17 protein-coding genes are annotated in these 17,608 nt (G+C 65.2%); 10 read left to right on the top strand and 7 right to left on the bottom strand.

The features are described from left to right. Nucleotides 1-171: 171 nt before the first annotated feature. The 5 genes from HNS03_RS07810 (at nt 172) to HNS03_RS07790 (ending at nt 4,898) form a co-directional block, all read left to right on the top strand. Nucleotides 172-987 (top strand): uracil-DNA glycosylase family protein, encoded by an 816-nt coding sequence (locus HNS03_RS07810; RefSeq protein ID WP_367194288.1) that lies wholly within the window; start codon nt 172-174, stop codon nt 985-987. Nucleotides 988-1,205: 218 nt separating this feature from the next. Continuing rightward, a complete protein-coding gene (locus HNS03_RS07805; protein WP_367194286.1) occupies nt 1,206-2,606 on the top strand; it encodes a cytochrome ubiquinol oxidase subunit I in 1,401 nt (466 codons plus the stop codon). A gap of 4 nt (nt 2,607-2,610) precedes the next feature. Beyond that, nucleotides 2,611-3,615, top strand: a complete 1,005-nt coding sequence (gene cydB / locus HNS03_RS07800; protein ID WP_367194284.1) for a cytochrome d ubiquinol oxidase subunit II — start codon at nt 2,611-2,613, stop codon at nt 3,613-3,615. Between the two features lie 146 nt (nt 3,616-3,761). Then, nucleotides 3,762-4,616, top strand: a complete 855-nt coding sequence (locus HNS03_RS07795; RefSeq protein ID WP_367194282.1) for a S49 family peptidase — start codon at nt 3,762-3,764, stop codon at nt 4,614-4,616. Between the two features lie 93 nt (nt 4,617-4,709). Further along, nucleotides 4,710-4,898: a hypothetical protein gene (locus HNS03_RS07790; RefSeq protein ID WP_367194280.1), complete on the top strand. Its 189-nt coding sequence runs from the start codon at nt 4,710-4,712 to the stop codon at nt 4,896-4,898. Between the two features lie 90 nt (nt 4,899-4,988). On the opposite strand, the gene HNS03_RS07785 is transcribed toward HNS03_RS07790, so the two are convergent. Beyond that, complete coding sequence (locus tag HNS03_RS07785; RefSeq protein ID WP_367194279.1) at nt 4,989-5,372, bottom strand: hypothetical protein; 384 nt, start codon at nt 5,370-5,372, stop codon at nt 4,989-4,991. Then, nucleotides 5,372-5,587 (bottom strand): hypothetical protein, encoded by a 216-nt coding sequence (locus HNS03_RS07780; protein WP_367194277.1) that lies wholly within the window; start codon nt 5,585-5,587, stop codon nt 5,372-5,374. The genes HNS03_RS07785 and HNS03_RS07780 overlap by 1 nt, the downstream gene beginning before the upstream one ends. Nucleotides 5,588-5,873: 286 nt before the next feature. On the opposite strand from HNS03_RS07780, the gene HNS03_RS07775 reads away from it, so the two are divergent. After that, nucleotides 5,874-6,800 carry a glycine--tRNA ligase subunit alpha gene (locus tag HNS03_RS07775; RefSeq protein ID WP_367194482.1) on the top strand — a complete coding sequence of 309 codons (927 nt, stop codon included), beginning with the start codon at nt 5,874-5,876 and terminating at the stop codon, nt 6,798-6,800. 19 nt (nt 6,801-6,819) lie between these two features. Here the strand turns inward: HNS03_RS07775 and HNS03_RS07770 are convergent, their stop codons facing one another. Beyond that, complete coding sequence (locus HNS03_RS07770) at nt 6,820-7,713, bottom strand: LysR family transcriptional regulator (RefSeq protein ID WP_367194275.1); 894 nt, start codon at nt 7,711-7,713, stop codon at nt 6,820-6,822. A 90-nt stretch (nt 7,714-7,803) separates the two neighbouring features. On the opposite strand from HNS03_RS07770, the gene HNS03_RS07765 reads away from it, so the two are divergent. Beyond that, nucleotides 7,804-8,802: an NAD-dependent epimerase/dehydratase family protein gene (locus HNS03_RS07765; protein ID WP_367194273.1), complete on the top strand. Its 999-nt coding sequence runs from the start codon at nt 7,804-7,806 to the stop codon at nt 8,800-8,802. A 115-nt stretch (nt 8,803-8,917) separates the two neighbouring features. Here HNS03_RS07765 and HNS03_RS07760 read toward each other — a convergent pair whose 3' ends face one another. Beyond that, on the bottom strand, nt 8,918-9,907 hold the full coding sequence (locus HNS03_RS07760; RefSeq protein ID WP_367194272.1) for a DUF4892 domain-containing protein: 990 nt from the start codon (nt 9,905-9,907) through the stop codon (nt 8,918-8,920). A 182-nt stretch (nt 9,908-10,089) separates the two neighbouring features. Between HNS03_RS07760 and glyS the strand changes: the two genes are divergently transcribed. Beyond that, the gene (gene glyS, locus HNS03_RS07755) at nt 10,090-12,321 is read left to right on the top strand and encodes a glycine--tRNA ligase subunit beta (RefSeq protein WP_367194270.1); all 2,232 of its coding nucleotides are present in this window, start codon (nt 10,090-10,092) and stop codon (nt 12,319-12,321) included. 181 nt (nt 12,322-12,502) lie between these two features. Next, nucleotides 12,503-13,516: a methyltransferase gene (locus HNS03_RS07750; RefSeq protein ID WP_367194268.1), complete on the top strand. Its 1,014-nt coding sequence runs from the start codon at nt 12,503-12,505 to the stop codon at nt 13,514-13,516. 193 nt (nt 13,517-13,709) lie between these two features. Here HNS03_RS07750 and HNS03_RS07745 read toward each other — a convergent pair whose 3' ends face one another. Next, nucleotides 13,710-14,264, bottom strand: coding sequence for an RBBP9/YdeN family alpha/beta hydrolase (locus tag HNS03_RS07745; RefSeq protein WP_367194266.1), 555 nt, complete (start codon nt 14,262-14,264; stop codon nt 13,710-13,712). Continuing rightward, nucleotides 14,261-15,580, bottom strand: coding sequence for an adenylosuccinate lyase (gene purB, locus HNS03_RS07740; protein ID WP_367194264.1), 1,320 nt, complete (start codon nt 15,578-15,580; stop codon nt 14,261-14,263). Before purB ends, HNS03_RS07745 begins: the two co-directional genes overlap by 4 nt. Before the next feature lie 188 nt (nt 15,581-15,768). Between purB and HNS03_RS07735 the strand changes: the two genes are divergently transcribed. Next, a complete protein-coding gene (locus tag HNS03_RS07735; RefSeq protein ID WP_367194263.1) occupies nt 15,769-17,016 on the top strand; it encodes an NAD(P)/FAD-dependent oxidoreductase in 1,248 nt (415 codons plus the stop codon). A gap of 12 nt (nt 17,017-17,028) precedes the next feature. Here the strand turns inward: HNS03_RS07735 and HNS03_RS07730 are convergent, their stop codons facing one another. After that, nucleotides 17,029-17,517 (bottom strand): Lrp/AsnC family transcriptional regulator, encoded by a 489-nt coding sequence (locus HNS03_RS07730; protein ID WP_367194262.1) that lies wholly within the window; start codon nt 17,515-17,517, stop codon nt 17,029-17,031. Nucleotides 17,518-17,608: the final 91 nt, after the last annotated feature.

Genomic DNA, 17,608 nt, shown 5'->3' with positions numbered 1-17,608 from the left:
TAACGGGCACTGACGAAGGATCGGTTTCGGTGGGCTGGCTCCGGTTCAGCCAAGGGCTTTAGTCGGATTGCGTCTTAGCATTTCGAGCCAGCGCGTGCCGAAATCCGACGTGGGCTCGTCTCGATGGGGGAGCGGAAGACGCGCGTGCTGGGCGGGAATGGCGAAGATCGGATGGCCCTTCGGGCCGTCATGTCCTGGTACGAGGCGATTGGCGTAGACGCCGTCGTCCTGCAGGATCCGATCGACCGGTTCGCCGTAGTGGAGCCGCCGATCGCGCCGCCGCGTGCCGCCGAACCGGCGCGCGAGATGCGCCGGCGCGACGCCGTTCCGGCAGCTCCGGCACCGCCGACGACACCCGCCCAAAGCAGCGGCGACGAGGTCATGCACGCTCGCGCGGAAGCGGCCCGCGCGGAGACCCTTGAAGATCTGGCCGGCATTCTCCGGGCGTTCGAAGGCTGCCCGCTAAAGCAGACAGCCCGCCAACTCGTCTTTTCCGACGGCAACCCCGCCGGCCGGCTGATGTTGGTCGGCGAGGCGCCGGGTCGCGAGGAGGACGCGCAAGGCAAGCCGTTCGTCGGCCGCTCCGGCCAGTTGCTCGATCGGATGCTTGCCGCCATCGGGCTCGATCGCTCCACGGCCTATATCGCAAATGTCGTCCCTTGGCGTCCGCCTGGAAACCGCACGCCGAGCCCGACGGAGACGGAAATCTGCAAGCCGTTCATCGCCCGCCAGATCGAGCTCGCCGACCCGGACGTGCTCGTGTTCCTGGGCGGCGCGGCTGCCAAGGCGATCACCGGCACGACGGAGGGCATACTGCGGGCACGCGGCAAATGGTCGAGCTATTTCACCGGCAAGCGCGAGATTCCCTGCATGGCCACGCTGCATCCCGCCTATCTTCTGCGTCAGCCGGCGCAAAAGCGGTTGGCCTGGCGCGATTTCCTGTCGATCCACGAACGGCTGGGCAAGGGCGGGACGGGCGATGGCTAACCGCGCTATATGCCTGTCGTATCTGCGCTATAAACCCACTTTAGAATGTGCTTCGATTGGCTCGATAGCCGCGACTGAGCAGACACGAACAGACTGCGGGATCTTCGGCTCGACAGATGTCCGGAGGCGCGCTTCGTCCGCGATGAATTGACAGACATGCATCCCGGCGCGCGCAAGGACGATGCGCGGCGGCACGATCCAGGAGGACACGATCGACGATGGATATCGATCCGATCTTGCTGTCGCGACTTCAGTTCGCGTTCACGGTCACGTTTCACATCATTTTCCCGTCCTTCACGATCGGCCTTGCCGCCTGGATCGCGACGCTTGAGGGGATATGGTTGTGGTCGAAGAACGAGCGCTATCATCGCCTCGCCCGGTTCTGGACAAAGATCTTCGCGGTCTCTTTCGGCATGGGCGTCGTTTCCGGCGTGGTGATGAGCTACCAGTTCGGCACGAACTGGAGCGAATATTCCCGTGTCGTCGGCAACGTCGTGGCGCCGCTGATCGGCTATGAGGTGCTGACCGCCTTCTTCCTGGAGGCGACCTTCCTCGGCATCATGCTGTTCGGCTGGAACCGGGTGCCGCCGTGGCTGCACTTCACGGCTTCGGTTCTGGTGGCGTTGGGCACCGCCATGTCGGCGTTCTGGATCCTGTCGGCCAACTCCTGGATGCAATATCCGACCGGCCATACGATGGAGAACGGCATCGCGCTGCCGGCGGATTGGCTGGAGATCATTTTCTCTCCGACTTTCCCGACCCGCTTCGCCCACATGCTGTGCGCGGCCTACATCACGACCGCGTTCGTGGTGTTCGCCGTCGGCGCGCGCTACTGGCTGCAGGGTCGCCACATCGACCACGCCGAGACCATGATCAAAATGGCGCTCGGGCTGCTGATCGTGCTCGTCCCGCTGCAGATGGAGTTCGGCGACCAGAGCGGCCTCAAGGTCGCCAAATATCAGCCGACCAAGGTCGCGGCGATGGAGGCGCACTGGGACGGTTCGGAATCGCCGGTGCCGTTCGTCCTGTTTGCCTGGCCGAATCAGGAGACGGAATCGAATGACTTCGCGATCACGATCCCGCACCTGGCGAGCGTGCTGATCACCCGCACCTGGGACGGCTCGTTCCCAGGCCTGAAGGACGTTGCGGCGAACGATCGGCCGCCCGTTGCGCCGGTGTTCTTCTCCTTCCGCATCATGGTCGGGCTTGGGCTGATCATGCTGGCAACCGTCGTCATCGGCGCCGTGTTGTGGTGGCGCAGGCGACTGTTCTCGACCGGGCTCTATCTCAAGACCGTCTCCTATATGTGGCCGATCGGCTTCCTGGCGGTGCTGGCGGGCTGGTACACCACGGAGATCGGGCGCCAGCCCTGGGTGGTGCACGGAATCCTCAGAACGGCCGACGCGCACTCGCCGATTCCCGGCGGCTCGGTGGCGGTCACGCTGGCCATGTTTGTCATCGTCTACGGGATCGTGTTCTCGTTCGGCATCTACTACATCAACCGGCTTTTGAGGCGCGGCCCGGAACCGATGGGCGAGGGCGCCTCCGAGAGCTCGAGCCGCCGGCCCATGTCATATGCGCAAGACGCCGGCCGCGACGCGATCCAGCCAGGAGAGTGAGACGATGGAAAGCTATCTGCCAGTGATCTGGGGTGGCCTGATCGGCACGGCCATCACGCTCTACGTGCTCCTGGACGGGTTCGATCTCGGCATCGGAATCCTGTTCCCGTTCGCCAAGTCGGAGAGCGAGCGCGACCACATGATGAACTCCGTCGCGCCGTTCTGGGATGGCAACGAGACCTGGCTCATCCTGGGCGGTGGCGGGCTCTGGGTGGCGTTCCCGGAGGCCTACGCGGTGATCATGCCGGCGATGTACATCCCCGTGATCTTCATGCTCCTCGGGCTGATCTTCAGAGGCGTGGCCTTCGAGTTTCGCTTCGTCTCCAAACCGCACCACAGATTATGGGACATCGCCTTTGCCGGCGGTTCGCTGGTGGCCGCCTTCTGCCAGGGGTTGGTGCTGGGTGGAGTGATTGGCGGGATCGACGTGGTCGACGGAAAATTCGCCGGTGGGCCGTTCGATTTCCTGTCGCCGTTCGGCATCCTGTGCGGCTTCGGTCTGATCGTCGGCTATGCGCTTCTGGGCTCCACCTGGCTGATGGTGCGCGTCGAAGGCGGCATCGCGGAAAAGGCGCGCAAGTGGGCTTTCCCGGTCCTGGTGGCGCTGCTGGCCTTCATCGTGGCGGTCTCGGTCTGGACCCCGCTGATCCATCCGCACATCGCCGAGCGCTGGTTCTCCGTGCCCAACATCTACGTGTTGTGGATCGTGCCGGTCGTGACCGCGCTGGTGGCGCTCTACGCCATGCGGGCGATCGACGCGGCCAAGGGGCTCGGCGCTTTCGCCGCCTCCGTGGTCCTGTTCCTTCTGTGCTTCCTGGGGCTCGGGATCTCCACCTTCCCCTACATGGTGCCGCCGACGCTGACGGTGTGGGATACGGCGGCGGTTCCGGCGAGCCAACTTTTCACCCTGTTCGGGGCGCTGGTCATGCTGCCGATCATCCTGATGTACACTGCTTTCGTGTACTGGACGTTCCGCGGCAAGTTGGCGCCGGGCGAGGGCTATCACTGACGGATTTCGATCCGGTCGGATCTTCGACGCTGAAATTTTCGGGAGCGCGCGTTGTCATGACGCGCGCTCCTGCGCATTTGTAGGGAGCTGTCATTCTGTCGAGAGCCTCGATGTCTCCGGGGCGCACCCAAACCCGATGAGGACCGATGTCGGTACGCGACTGGATCCGACCAATTCTTCCGAAAAAATGGGCCGACCCGGCGCCAGTCGTCCCCGTGGTGCGGGTCAACGGCGCGATCGGCCTTTCCACGCCGTTGCGCCCTGGCGTGACCATGGGCGGTCTGGCATCCGTGCTGGAGCGGGCCTTTTCGGTCAAGCGGGCGCCGGCGGTGGCTGTGATCGTCAACTCGCCGGGCGGTTCGCCGGTGCAGTCCCATCTGATTTACAAGCGCATCCGGGCGCTGTCGGAAGAGAAGGAAACGCCGGTTCTCGTCTTCGTGGAGGATGTCTGCGCCTCCGGCGGCTACATGATCGCGGTGGCGGGTGACGAGATCTATGTCGACGAAAGTTCCATCGTCGGGTCGATCGGTGTCGTTTCGCAAGGCTTCGGCTTCGTCGGGCTGATGGAGAAGCTCGGCATCGAACGGCGGCTTCACACCTCCGGCGACCGCAAGGCGATCCTGGATCCGTTCCAGCCCGAGCGCCCCGAGGATGTCGCGCATCTGAAGCTCCTGCAGGAGGACATCCACGCGGAGTTCAGGGATATGGTGAAGGCGCGCCGGGGCGACCTTCTGAGCGAGACCGACGATCTGTTCTCCGGCCTGTTCTGGTCGGGCCGGACCGCGGTCGGGCTTGGACTTGCCGACGGGATCGGGGATATCCGCACGATCGTCCGCAAGCGCTTCGGCGAAGAGGTCCGGCTGAAGTTGATGTCCCAGCCGCGTGGCCTGCCGTTCCGCCGCGCGCCGGGGGGCGTTGCGTTGCCGGATGGCGATGGGCTCGCCCGCGGGCTCGTGTCCGCGCTGGAAGAACGTGCCCTCTGGAGCCGCTACGGCCTGTAGCCTGTGTCGCAGGGGCATTCCACTTTTTCGCCCGGCGCTCTAGATTCGGATGTCGGCCCGGGGCCGGTGATGTGTTCGAGGGAGACTGAAGGAATGCCGCAACTCGTGTTCCTGGCGCTTGCTGCCGGTGCGGCCTATGTCGGGTCGAAGTGGGTCAAGCGGGAGATGGCGCGGATCGACAAGCGCATGCGTCCGACGCGCGATGTCGGAGACGAGCGCGGAAAACGGTTGGAACGCGATCCCGCGACTGGCGTCTATCGCCCGGAGAGCGCGGGCCAATAACATCCGTGGTTTGGGCAGGGTCAAGGGCGGCACATGTGTTGCGCCGCCCTTATTCGCGTTCGGCATGAGATCGCCCGGCGACCGGATGAACTACCAGGTCGCGCGGACCGGCGTCCCGCAATCTCGGTAGATGACGGTGCGTCCGTCGGGCAGGACGTCGCGCACCTGATAGCAGCCTTCTGCGCTGACCGTCCGCGGGATCCGGCCGGGGCGGTTGGGACGTCGCGGAGGCGGATAGGCGGCGACCGGTCCGCGATGGAGCTTGCCGTCCTTCAGGTAGCTGTTGGGATCGGCGCATCCGGTGCAGACGATGATGCGGTCGCCGCCACCGCCGCCCGATCCGGCACCGACGCTTTCCGGTCCGCCGCCTCGGCCGTTGCCGTTGGACTGGGCTTGGGCACTGGCGGTACCGATCGCCAGGAAGACGGCCACGGCGCCAAAGGCGACACCGCGTCGAAGGGTTGGGGTCAACATCACTCTGTTCTCCTCTGTTGGACCTCTGGTGAGGCTGGTCGCGACACACCGGCCGACCGGGTCGATGCGATCGAGACGGTCGCGGACGAAACGGCGGTTGCCGATGCGTCCACGGGGAGGAGGCGCTGGGCCCAGATCGCCGCGCGGCGTCCTTTGCCGATGACTCCGATAAACGGCAGAGCAACGACGGCGGTCAGCGATGGATAGGTGGTCATGGCCTCTGCTCCTCGTCATGGCGATGTCTCGATGACCTCAACATCGTTCGCCATCTTGCGCAGAGGAGAGGGCGCACGCCGGCAATCGGTCGGGGTGTGACGTGGACCACGGGAAATCGCGCGGGCGGTGATCGCCGTCACATGCGCTTGACCGCGGGCGAGGCGGCTGGAATACCGGACGCGGCAACGACATTGGCGCGAGAGCCGATGTGCTGCCCCCGTTCGATCACGCGGCCGACCGCCGCGACAGAGAGCTCAGATGACCGCCACCGCCGAAACCGATCCCTTGTCGCCGAAGACCTCGTTCCAGGGGCTGATCCTGACCCTGCAGCGCTTCTGGGCGGCGCAAGGCTGTGTGATCCTCCAGCCGTACGACATGGAAGTCGGTGCGGGAACGTTTCATCCGGCGACCACGCTGCGCGCACTCGGTCCGCGGTCCTGGAAAGCGGCCTACGTACAGCCCTCTCGTCGCCCGACCGATGGGCGCTACGGCGAGAACCCCAACCGCTACCAGCACTACTATCAGTTCCAGGTGATCCTGAAGCCGAGCCCGTCCAACCTGCAGGATCTTTATCTCGGCAGCTTGAAGGCGATCGGGATCGACATGGCGCTCCATGACGTGCGCTTCGTGGAAGACGACTGGGAGAGCCCGACGCTGGGCGCCTGGGGACTTGGGTGGGAGTGCTGGTGCGACGGCATGGAGGTGTCGCAGTTCACCTATTTCCAGCAGGTGGCCGGCTTTGAGTGTGCGCCGGTCGCCGGCGAGCTCACCTACGGGCTGGAGCGGCTCGCCATGTACGTCCAGGGTGTCGACAACTTCAAGGACATCAACTTCAACGGTCTCGAAGGCCCCGAGCGCATGAGCTACGGAGACGTGTTCCTGCAAGCGGAGAAGGAATACTCCCGGCATAATTTCGAGCACGCCGATACGGAGATGCTGCTGCGCCATTTCCGTGATGCCGAGGCGGAATGCCAGGCGTTGGTGGCGGCCGGCTGGACAGGCGAGGGCAACACCCGTCGCCATCTGATGGCGCAGCCCGCCTACGACCAGTGCATCAAGGCGAGCCACATCTTCAATCTTTTGGACGCCCGCGGCGTGATCTCGGTGACGGAGCGCCAGAGTTATATCTTGCGCGTGCGCACCCTGGCCCGGGCGTGCGGCGAGGCCTGGCTTGCGACTGAGGCCGGAGGCGCGGAGCCGGTCGCGGCGTAAGTTTCCCGCTCACTCCGCGTCAGGATTTTGTGACGAGGGGGCGGAGCCCTTCGACCAGCGCGTCGAACACGGCGCGGCATCGCATACTGGTGCGCAGGTCCTCGTGCATCACCACCCAGACGTCGAGATCGACGCGGAAAGCATCCGGCAGGACCGCGACGAGGTTGGGATCGCGCGCGGCGACCGGCCGCTGGCACACGCCGATACCGAAACCGGCACGGATGGCGGCAAGCTGGGCCACGTCGCTATCGGACCTGAACGCGAACACCGAGCGGGAAAGCTGCGGGAACTCCGCCGCGATCCGGCGAATGGCGGGTGTTTCCACGTCGAAACCGATGAGGTCGTACGCCTTCAGATCGGCTAGGCTTTCCGGCATGCCGCGCCTGTCCAGATAGGAGCGGTGGGCATGCAGGCCGAGAGGAATCACGCCCACCCGCCGTGCGATCAACGCCTGTTGTGTCGGGCGAACCATCCGGATCGCGATATCGGCCTCGCGCTGGGCGAGATCGTCGACGTCGTTGGAGAGCGTCATCTCCAGCGCGAGCTCAGGATAGCGGCGGCGCATCTTCGTGAGAATCGCCGCCATATGCTCGATGCCGACGACCTCGCTGGTGCTGATGCGCACGGTGCCCGACACCTCGCCGGGACTCCCGTCGGCGGTCCGCCTCAGCGCTGCGGCGGTCGAGCCGAGCAGATCCACATAGGGTTTCAGCTCAAGAGCCAAGTCCGTGGGGGTGAGACCGCGCTGGGTTCGGATAAACAGGTCCGCACCGATGGCTGCTTCGAGCGCGTCGATATGACGAGCGACGCTCGGCTGGGTGAGCCCAAGCGCGCGGGCGGCGCCGGAGAGCGACCCTTCCTCCAATACCGCGCCAAAAGTGCGGTAGAGATCCCAGTTCGGATCTTTATTCATCTATTTTCGTATATCAATCGAACGAAGTTCGACAATAGCGTTTAGCGGCGTCACGCGCCAGTTTCGCGTCATCGAAAAATGGAGGCTTCGATGGAACGTCGAACGGCATTGGTCTTGGGCGCAAGCGGCGGGGTCGGTGGTGAGGTTGCAGCCCGCCTGGCGCTCGGCGATTGGCGGGTGCGGGCACTGCATCGCGATCCTGACCGAATTCAGCGCAAACTTCCGGTGACTTGGCTCAAAGGCGACGCGATGAACGCGGCGGACGTCGCGGCCGCCGCAGAGGGAGCGGATCTGATCGTCCATGCCGTCAATCCACCCGGCTATCAGAACTGGCATCGCCTCGTATTGCCGATGATCGACAACACGATCGCGGCCGCAAGCGCCGAAGGGGCCCGGATCTTGCTGCCCGGCACGATCTACAACTACGGTCCGGAGGTGTTTCCGGAAATTTCCGAGGACACCCCGCAGGCGCCCCACACCCGCAAGGGCAAGATCCGGGTGGAAATGGAGCGCCGGCTGCAGGTGGTGGCCAAGGCCGGCGGCGCCCGCGTTCTGATCGTGCGCGCCGGCGACTATTTCGGGCCGCGCGCCGGCAACAACTGGTTCGCCCAGGCGTTGGTCAAGCCGGGCAGGCGCCCGCGCACGATCGTCACGCCGGGGGCGCCTGGCGTCGGCCACCAGTGGGCCTATCTGCCCGACGTGGCGGAGACCATGGTGCGGCTCGTCGAGCGTGCCGATCTGGCAGATTTCGCCCGCTTTCATATGGACGGCCAGTGGGATTCGGACGGAACCCGCATGGCCGTGGCGATCCGCAGCGTGCTCGGCGAACCGGAGTTGCCGGTCAAGTCGTTGCCCTGGGCACCGATCAGGCTGGCGGCGCCCTTGGTGCCGCTGTTCCGGGAGTTGGCGGAGGTGCGCCATCTCTGGCAGGCGCCGGTGCGCCTCAGAAACGACCTGCTGCTTGCCACGCTCGGCATGGAACCGCGCACGCCGCTGACCGACGCGGTCCGCGCAACGCTTGCCGGGCTCGGCTGCCTTGGGCAGGGGCCGCAGTCTGCCGGCGCGGCCACCCGCCAGCCGGCGGTCTAGAGCATGTCCAGGCCAAGTGGAAACCGGTTGGCCGTCCGGACATGCGTCAAAACAATGGGTCAGAGCCTGTCAGCGTTTCCGTGAAACGCTGACAGGCTCAAAGATCGACGGCGGGTCAAGAGCCGCGGACGATTTCGACGATCTCCACCCGGCGGTTCTTGGCCCGACCGTCTTCGGTCCGGTTGGTGGCGACCGGCGCCATCATGCCGGCGCCGGCCGCCGTCATCCGGCCGGGGTCGATCCCGTAGCCCGACGAAAGCCGGGCGGCGACGGCTTGGGCGCGCGCCTGGGACAGGCTGAGATTATAGTCCGGCGAGCCCTTGCCGTCGGTGTGGCCGACGATCAGCACCTCCATGTCCGGATGATCGGTGAGGAGGGCGCCGAGCTGGTCGATCTGGGGCTCGGACTCTGGTTTCAAGTCGGCCTTGTCGAAATCGAACTGGATGCCGTAGATCGCGATCTTGCCGTCGCGGGCGATGGCCTTTTCCATCTCGCTCGCCTCGACGAGGGTGATCTTGTCGGTCTCCATCGCCTCACCCTCGACGATGGTCGCCGCGACCTGGGGCTCGCGCTCCAGATTTCCGCCGGTCTCCACCGCGAGCAGGCCGATCGTGTCCTGCTGGCCGCCCTCGGTGCGCTGGGCCAGCAGGTAGATCGAGGAGTTCCAGTTGGTGGTCAGCTTGATTTCGCCACGGCCAGCGTCCCAGATCTCGGCAAGGCTGACGTCGGAACATTCCTTCTCGCGGCAGAAATAGGTGATCTCGAAGCCCTTGTTCTCAAGGGCCTTTTGATAGTTGCGCATGACCTCCAGTGCCGAACGCGCCGGCGGTCCGTCGTAGCGGATACTGGTCACTTTGCCGGCAAGGTCGATCTGCCAGGAGCCGGGATCCTTGACGTTGGCGCGGGTGATCTTTGCCGCTGGAAGGGTGAGTTCGTTGTAGGCGGTCTGCCGGTAGAACGCGATCTCGGAGCCCTCGTAGCGACCGAGGAGCGGGTGGTCCCGTGCGCCTTTGACATCGGCGGCGATTGCGGGAAGTGCGCCTGCCGCCATCAATACGGCGCCTGCGAGAGCTGCTTGAGCCGCCTGGGTGATCGTTGTCGCCATCTGTGTCCTCCAGAGATACTTTTAGGTGCGGCATCTGGTTCGCATTCTAGCAAAAGTTGGTGCGGACGCGCAGGGTTCCCGTCGTTGACCTCTGGCCTCCGACCTCATCTCAGTTTATGTCCGGCCGGACGACCGAGCTGTGCTGTCGGTCACGATTTGTCCCCACCGAGCGCCCCGATCCCATGCCAGAACTTCTGCTTGAGCTCTTTTCTGAGGAAATTCCCGCCCGCATGCAGCGTCGCGCTGCCGACGAGCTGAAGCAGCTCGTCACCAACGGACTGGTTGAGGCGGGCCTGGTCTACGAGGGCGCGATGGCGACGGCGACGCCGCGCCGGCTATGCCTGCACGTCATGGGGGTTCCTGGCCGCTCGCCGGAGCGATCGGAGGAGCGCAAGGGCCCGCGGGTCGGCGCACCGGAAAAGGCGCTGGAAGGGTTCCTGAAGGCGGCCGGGCTCACCTCGATCGATCAGGCGGAGATCGTCAGCGATCCGAAGAAGGGCGACTTCTACCAGGCGAAGATCGTGACGCCAGGGCGCGATGCGGCCACCGTCATTGCCGAGCTGGTGCCGGAGATCGTGCGCCGCTTCCCATGGCCGAAATCCATGCGCTGGGGCGCGGCCTCGGCGGAGTCGGGATCGCTGCGCTGGGTGCGGCCGTTGCACGCGATCGTCTGCACCTTCGGCACGGAGAACGAGGAGCCGGAGGTGATCCGCTTCACCGTCGGCGACATTGAGTCCGGCGACGTCACCTATGGCCACCGCTTCATGGCGCCTGACGCCATCACCGTGCGCCGAATGGACGACTATGTCGCCAAGCTGGAAGCGGCGAAGGTCGTGCTGGATCTCGACCGGCGCAAGCAGATGATCCTGCACGACGCCAAGGATCGCGCGCTCACGCTCAACTGCGAGCTGGTGGAAGATCCGGGGCTTCTGGAAGAGGTGGCGGGGCTGGTGGAATGGCCGGTGGTGCTGATCGGCCGCTTCGAGGAGCGCTTCCTGAAGCTGCCCGACGAGGTGATCCGGCTCACCATCCGCGAGAACCAGAAGTGCTTCGTGCTGCGCGACGGCGCCACCGGACGGCTCGCCGACGCGTTCGTGCTGACGGCCAACATCGAGGCGGCCGACGGCGGCACGGCGATCATCGGCGGCAACGAACGGGTGGTGCGCGCGCGGCTGTCGGACGCGGAGTTCTTCTGGACGACCGATCTGGAGACGCCGCTCGCCGAGCACGCCAAGCGGCTTTCCGCCGTGACCTTCCACGACAAGCTCGGCAGCCAGGCGGAGCGAGTGGAGCGCGTGGCGGCCCTTGCCAAGGCGCTCGCCCCGATCGTCGGCGCCGATCCGGAGCAGGCCGAGCAGGCGGCCCGGCTGGCCAAGGCCGATCTGGTGACCGGCATGGTCGGCGAGTTCCCGGAGCTGCAGGGCTATGTCGGCCGGCGCTACGCGGAGGCTCAGGGCATCGACCCGGCGATCGCGGCGGCGATCGAGGAGCACTACAAGCCGGTGGGCCCGAGCGACGTCGTCCCGACCGCGCCGGTCTCCGTTGCCGTGGCGCTCGCCGACAAGCTGGACCTGCTCGTCTCGTTCTGGGCGATCGACGAGAAGCCGACCGGCTCCAAGGACCCGTTCGCGCTGCGCCGCGCTGCGCTGGGCGTGATCCGGATCATTCTGGAGAACGGGCTGAGGCCCCGTCAAGCTTTGCTGGTAAATCGGCACATGCTGCGTGTGCGACTGGAGATTAAGAGGCAAGAAGCCATATCTCTAGGCTCTGCATTTTACGAACTGTACTCCGCGGGTTTTTTAGGTGAGCGTGAAATAAAATCTATCATTCACGAAAATGTTCCCGAAATGGATGCTTTATTCATTTGGGAGGCAGAGATTAGGTCTGTTGATTTGCTTTCTTTTTTTGTGGAGAGGTTGAAGAACCAATTGGGTGATCAGGGTGCTCGGCATGACTTGGTGGATGCCGTTCTGGCTTCGGAACAAGGCGTTGACGACCTTCTCTTGATCACCCGCCGCATCGAGGCGCTGTCGGCGTTCCTCGCCACCGAGGACGGGCAGAACCTGCTGGCCGGCTACAAGCGCGCCGCCAACATCCTGCGGGCGGAGGAGAAGAAGGATGGCCGCGCATTTGCCGGCGAGCCCGATCCCGCGCTCTACCAGGAGGCGGAGGAGCGCACGCTGGCAGAGGCGATCGCGGTTGCCCGCGACAAGGCTGCCGAAGCGATCGCGGCGGAGGACTTCGCCGGTGCGATGGAGGCGGTCGCCGCGCTGCGGGCGCCGGTCGACGCCTTCTTCGACAAGATCCTGGTCAATGCCGACGATCCCGCCGTGCGGGAAAACCGGCTGAAGCTCCTGAGCGCCATCCCGGCCGCGACGGCTGCGGTGGCCGACTTCTCCAAGATCGGCGGGTAGGGCGTCCACCGTCCGCCGGAATCTAGGACGAAACGGGTCGGAGCCGATGGCTGAATAGGGCTGGCGGAATAAGAGCTTAGCAGAGATTTCCTGAGTTTGCTGCAGTGCGGGAGTGGCAATTTGCGTCGCAAAAAGGATATGTTGGCGCAAACAGACCACAACAGCAAAAAGGATTTCCCGCATGACCCTGCTGACGACAGCCGAAGAAATCTCGGATATCGCCTTTGGCTTCATGGGCTCCAAGGCGCTGTTCGCAGCCCTGCATTTCGGCGTCTTCACGCATCTTGCGAATGGACCGATGACGGCGGAGGAGCTGGGTGCGGCGTCCGGCCTGCCGACCGAACGTGCCCGCACGCTTCTGACCGCACTTGCCTCGCTGACCCTGGTGTCGGTCGAAGAGGGACGTTTTGCGAACTCTCCGGCGGCGGACGCCTTTCTCGTGAAGGGCGCCAAGTACGATTTCGGCGACTATCTTCGCCTTCAGGTCGACCGGCAGATGTACCGTCTGCTCGACCAGATCGAGCCGGCGCTTGCCAACAAGCTGCCGGAGGAGGCGACCGGCAGCTATGCCGACTGGTTCTCCGACCCGGAAGAGGCGCGGCTTTATTCCGAAAGCCAGCACGCCGGCTCGCTCGGCCCGGCACGCGGTCTCGCCAAGGCGGTCGATCTGTCCGACGCCAAGACCTTCCTCGATGTCGGCGGCGGCACCGGCGCCTACGCGATCACGATGTGCAAGGCGCACCCGGAGCTGAAAGCCACCGTGGTGGACTTCCCGAACGTCGCCGCGCTCGGGCGGAAATATGTCCAGGAGGCGGGCCTCTCCGAGCGCATCACCTTCGTGGACGGCAATGCGCTGGAGACCGAATGGCCGAAGGATCAGGACGCGGTCCTGATGTCCTATCTGTTCTCCGGTGTGCCGGGCGAGACGCATGACGGGTTGATCAAGCGCGCCTACGACACGCTGACGGAAGACGGCCACTACATGGTCCACGATTTCATCGTGAACGCAGATCGCACGGGGCCGAAGCTCGCCGCACTCTGGCAGCTCCAGCATACGGCCTTCACGCCGACGGCGCGCAGCCTGGACGACGTCACGCTTGCAGCCAGCCTCAAGAAGGCGGGCTTCAAGGACGTCGAGGTCCGCTCGATGATCCCGGGCCTGACCATGCTGGCGACCGGCCGCAAGCCGGGCTGAGGCGGATCTGGCTTAGAGAATGGGGATCGGAGGGGTTGCATGCCTCTCCGACCCGCCTTTCAGACCTGTCCCGAGATTGGTGTGCCGACGGTCGTCGGAGCCATGCTGCACGGACTTTCCGGAGGCCTCCCACCAGCGCGCGACCGTCCGCGAAAAATTCCGAAACCGGTTCCCACTTTTCCTGGGATTTACTTTACCCAATCCGCTTCATCAGCATGGCGAAACGGGTCAGGCCTTCCGGCCAGGGGCCGTGGCCGCTCTCGTCGTTGAGGTGCCCGGCGTCGCCCGCGTCGATCAGCAGCGAGCCCCAGCTCGCGGCGAAATCCTCCACGCGTTCGTAGTCGCACCAGACGTCGGTGCGGCTTGCCACAACCATCGACGGAAACGGCAGCGGATTGCGGGGAAGGGGTGCGAAACCGGCTACCTCCGCCGGCATGTTCTCAGTGCGCTCCACGTCAGGCACGGCCACCAGGAACGCACCGGCCACGCCGGGAAGCCCGGTCTCTTTCGTGGCATGGACGGCAACCGCTGTGCCGAGCGAATGGGCGACGAGCACCACCGGCCGACGGGCGGCCGCGACGGCATCCACCAGCTTCTTGGTCCACTCGGCGCGATCGGGCGCATGCGGATCGGCCGGGTCGACCCGCCTGGCGGTTTCCAGCCGGTCGTTCCAGCGGGCGTACCAGTGCTGGGGCGTCCCGCCGGTCAGGCCCGGCAGAATGAGGATATCGACTTCGGATGTCTTCATGCCGCTCCGGTATCCTCGCCGAACACCCGCGCGAAGATCGTGTCCACGTGGGCGAGGTGGTGGTCGAGATCGAACAGGCTGTCGATGGTCTCCGGCGAAAGCGCCTTGGTGACGTCCGCGTCGGCCTTGAGCAGGGCCTTGAAGTCGCCGCCCTGCTGCCAGACCGGCATCGCATTGCGCTGGACCATGCGGTAGGCCTCCTCGCGCGAGACGCCAGCCTGGGTGAGCGCCAACAGCACGCGCTGGGAATGCACCAGTCCGCCGAGCCGGTCGAGATTGGCCTGCATCCGCTCCGGATAGATCAGGAGCTTGTCCATCATGCCGGTGAGCCGTGCCAGCGCGAAGTCCAGCGTCACGGTGGCGTCCGGGCCGATCATCCGCTCCACGGAGGAGTGGGAAATGTCGCGCTCGTGCCAAAGCGCCACATTTTCCAGCGCGGGAAGGGCGTAGGCGCGCACCATGCGGGCAAGTCCGGTGAGGTTTTCCGAAAGCACAGGGTTGCGCTTGTGGGGCATCGCCGATGAGCCCTTCTGGCCCTCGGAGAAGAACTCTTCCGCTTCCAGCACCTCAGTGCGTTGCAGGTGACGCACCTCGGTCGCCAACCGCTCCACCGACGAGGCGATCACCGCGAGCGTGGAGAAATAGGCCGCGTGGCGGTCGCGCGGGATCACCTGGGTCGACACCGGCTCCACCTTGAGGCCGAGCTTTTCGGCGACATGCGCCTCCACCTTCGGGCTCACATTCGCGAAGGTGCCGACCGCGCCGGAAATCGCGCAGGTCGCGACCTCCTCACGCGCGGCAACGAGGCGCGTACGGTTGCGGGCGAACTCGGCATAGGCTTGCGCGAGTTTCAGGCCGAAGGTGGTCGGCTCTGCGTGAATGCCGTGGCTGCGCCCGATGGTCGGCGTGTATTTGTGTTCCATCGCCCGGCGCTTGAGTGCGGCGAGCAGGGCGTCCAGATCTTCCAGCAGAAGGTCGGCAGCGCGCACGAGCTGCACGTTCAGGCAGGTGTCGAGCACGTCCGACGAGGTCATGCCCTGGTGTACGAACCGCGCCTCGGGGCCGACGATTTCCGACAGATGCGTCAGGAAGGCGATGACGTCGTGCTTCACCTCCCGCTCGATCTCGTCGATGCGGTCGACGTCGAAGTCGACGTTGCCGGCCCGCTCCCAGACCGCGTCGACGGCCTCCTGCGGGATCACGCCCTCCGCCGCCAGGGCTTCGGCGGCATGGGCCTCGATCTCGAACCAGATCCGGAATTTCGTTTCCGGCGACCAGATCGCGGCCATGGCGGGGCGGGTATAGCGGGGGATCATCGGACGTGCACTGCTCCAAAATCGAGGATGGCCGGCCATAGCAAAGCCCGGCCCGATCGACAATCGCCAAGCCCATTTATGCCGCCGTCTTGCTGCACGGGGTCCGTGGCTTGCGGCTGGGCCTCAAACTATCTCACTATGCCTTTGAGACCGGAGGAAACGTCTCAAGAAGCGAACGGAGAGCGCGGATGAAAGAACGGGCCGACGTCGTCGTGCTCGGCGCGGGTATCGTCGGGGTCGCAACTGCGATCCATCTCCAGATGCGCGGGCGAACCGTCGTCTTGGTGGATTGTCGCGACCCGGGCGAGGCGACCTCCTACGGCAATGCCGGCGTGATCGAGCGCGAGGGACTTGTCCCCGTCACGGTCCCGCGCTCACTTACCAAGCTGGTTCCATTCGCGCTCAACCGCAAGATCGCCGCGCACTACCGGCTCGTCGACCTGCCGCGCTTCGCGCCCTGGATCAACGCGCTTAGCCGCAACTCCAGTCCCGAGGCGGTCGACCGTTACGCTGCCGCCTCGAACGCGCTCAGCCGCGAATCCGCGCGCGAGCATCATCGCCTTGCCGGCCCGGCGGGAATCGAGACGCTGTTTCGCAAGACCGGCTGGCTGCGCTTCTATCGCACGGCGGAGAGCTTCGCCGTCGCGCAGGCAAGCCAGCTTGCGCAGGCAAAGCGGTTCGGCCTGCCGTTCGACATTCTCACCGCAGACGAGGCTTGCGAGCTGGAGCCACATTTGACGCCGGAGTTCCACCGCGCGGTGCTCTGGCCGGAAACCGAAAGCGTGGCGAGCCCGAGCGTTGTGACCAAGGCCTATGCGGAACGGTTCGTCGCCGATGGCGGCGCCATCGAAAAAACGCGGGCGCGCGCGATCAAACCGCTGCAGTCGGGCTTCGAGGTGGAGACGGAGGGGGGAACCTTGCACGCCGGCCAGGTCGTGGTCGCGCTCGGACCCTGGTCGATGGACCTGCTGCGCCCGCTCGGCTACCGCTTTCCGTTGGCGCCGAAGCGCGGCTATCATCGCCACTACCGCCCGCGGGGCAACGCCAGTCTGGGCCGGCCGGTGGTCGACATGGACAATGGCTTCGTCATCACCCCGATGCTGGACGGCATCCGCTTGACCACCGGCATCGAGTTTGCCGATCGCGACGCGCCGCCGAGCCCGGTTCAGCTCAATCGGGCGGAGCCGATCGCGCGGAAATTGTTTCCCCTCGGCGAACCGGTGGAGGCGGAGCCCTGGATGGGATCGCGGCCCTGCTTTCCCGATTCGTTGCCCGCGATCGGCCAGGCGCCCAATCACCGTGGGCTCTGGTTCAATTTCGGCCACGGCCATCTCGGTTTCACGCAGGGGCCGGTGTGCGGTCGGCTTATGGCCGAACTGATGACATGGACGCGGCCGGTGGTCGATCCGACACCCTATTCGCCGGAGCGGTTCTGAAGAGGGGCCGGGTTACGTTTCGCGGATCGGCAGCGCCGGGGTGTCTTTCACCGTGGCGATCACGATGCGCGACTGGACGTCGGAGACCAGGTCGTTGTTGAGCAGCTTCAGGCGCAGGAAGTCGTCATAGTCCTTGATGTCGTCGGCGACGATCTTGAGCAGATAGTCGACAGCACCGGTGATGCGCTCGCAGATCACCACCTCCGGCCAGCGATTCACCATGCGGTCGAACTCCTCCATGTTCTCCCGACTTGGAATCGACAATTTCACGAACGAATAGGACACGAACGACAGTCCAACCGCCTCGCGGTCGACGAGGGCGGTCACCTGGCGGACCACGCCGGTATCCTTGAGCTTCTTGATGCGCCGCCAGCAGGGCGTCTGGCTCATGCCGGCCTGGCGCGCGATCTCCGCGATCGACAGGGATGCGTCGCGCTGAAGAATCCGCAGCACGCGGATGTCACCGGGGTCGAGGTGAATTTTTCCGGTTTGGCTCGACAAAAGGGATCGCTCTTTCGGTTCTTGGGCACCAGACCGAGAGATTAGCATAGATCTTCCCGGTATCGCGAATAACCTTATTCCAATTGAGAAT

Origin of the sequence: Amorphus sp. 3PC139-8 (assembly GCF_040750475.1) — a bacterium.
In the GTDB taxonomy this organism is placed as follows: domain Bacteria; phylum Pseudomonadota; class Alphaproteobacteria; order Rhizobiales; family Amorphaceae; genus Amorphus.
The sequence above is the reverse complement of the archived record's forward strand: the minus strand, read 5'-3'. Positions and strand labels throughout refer to the sequence as shown.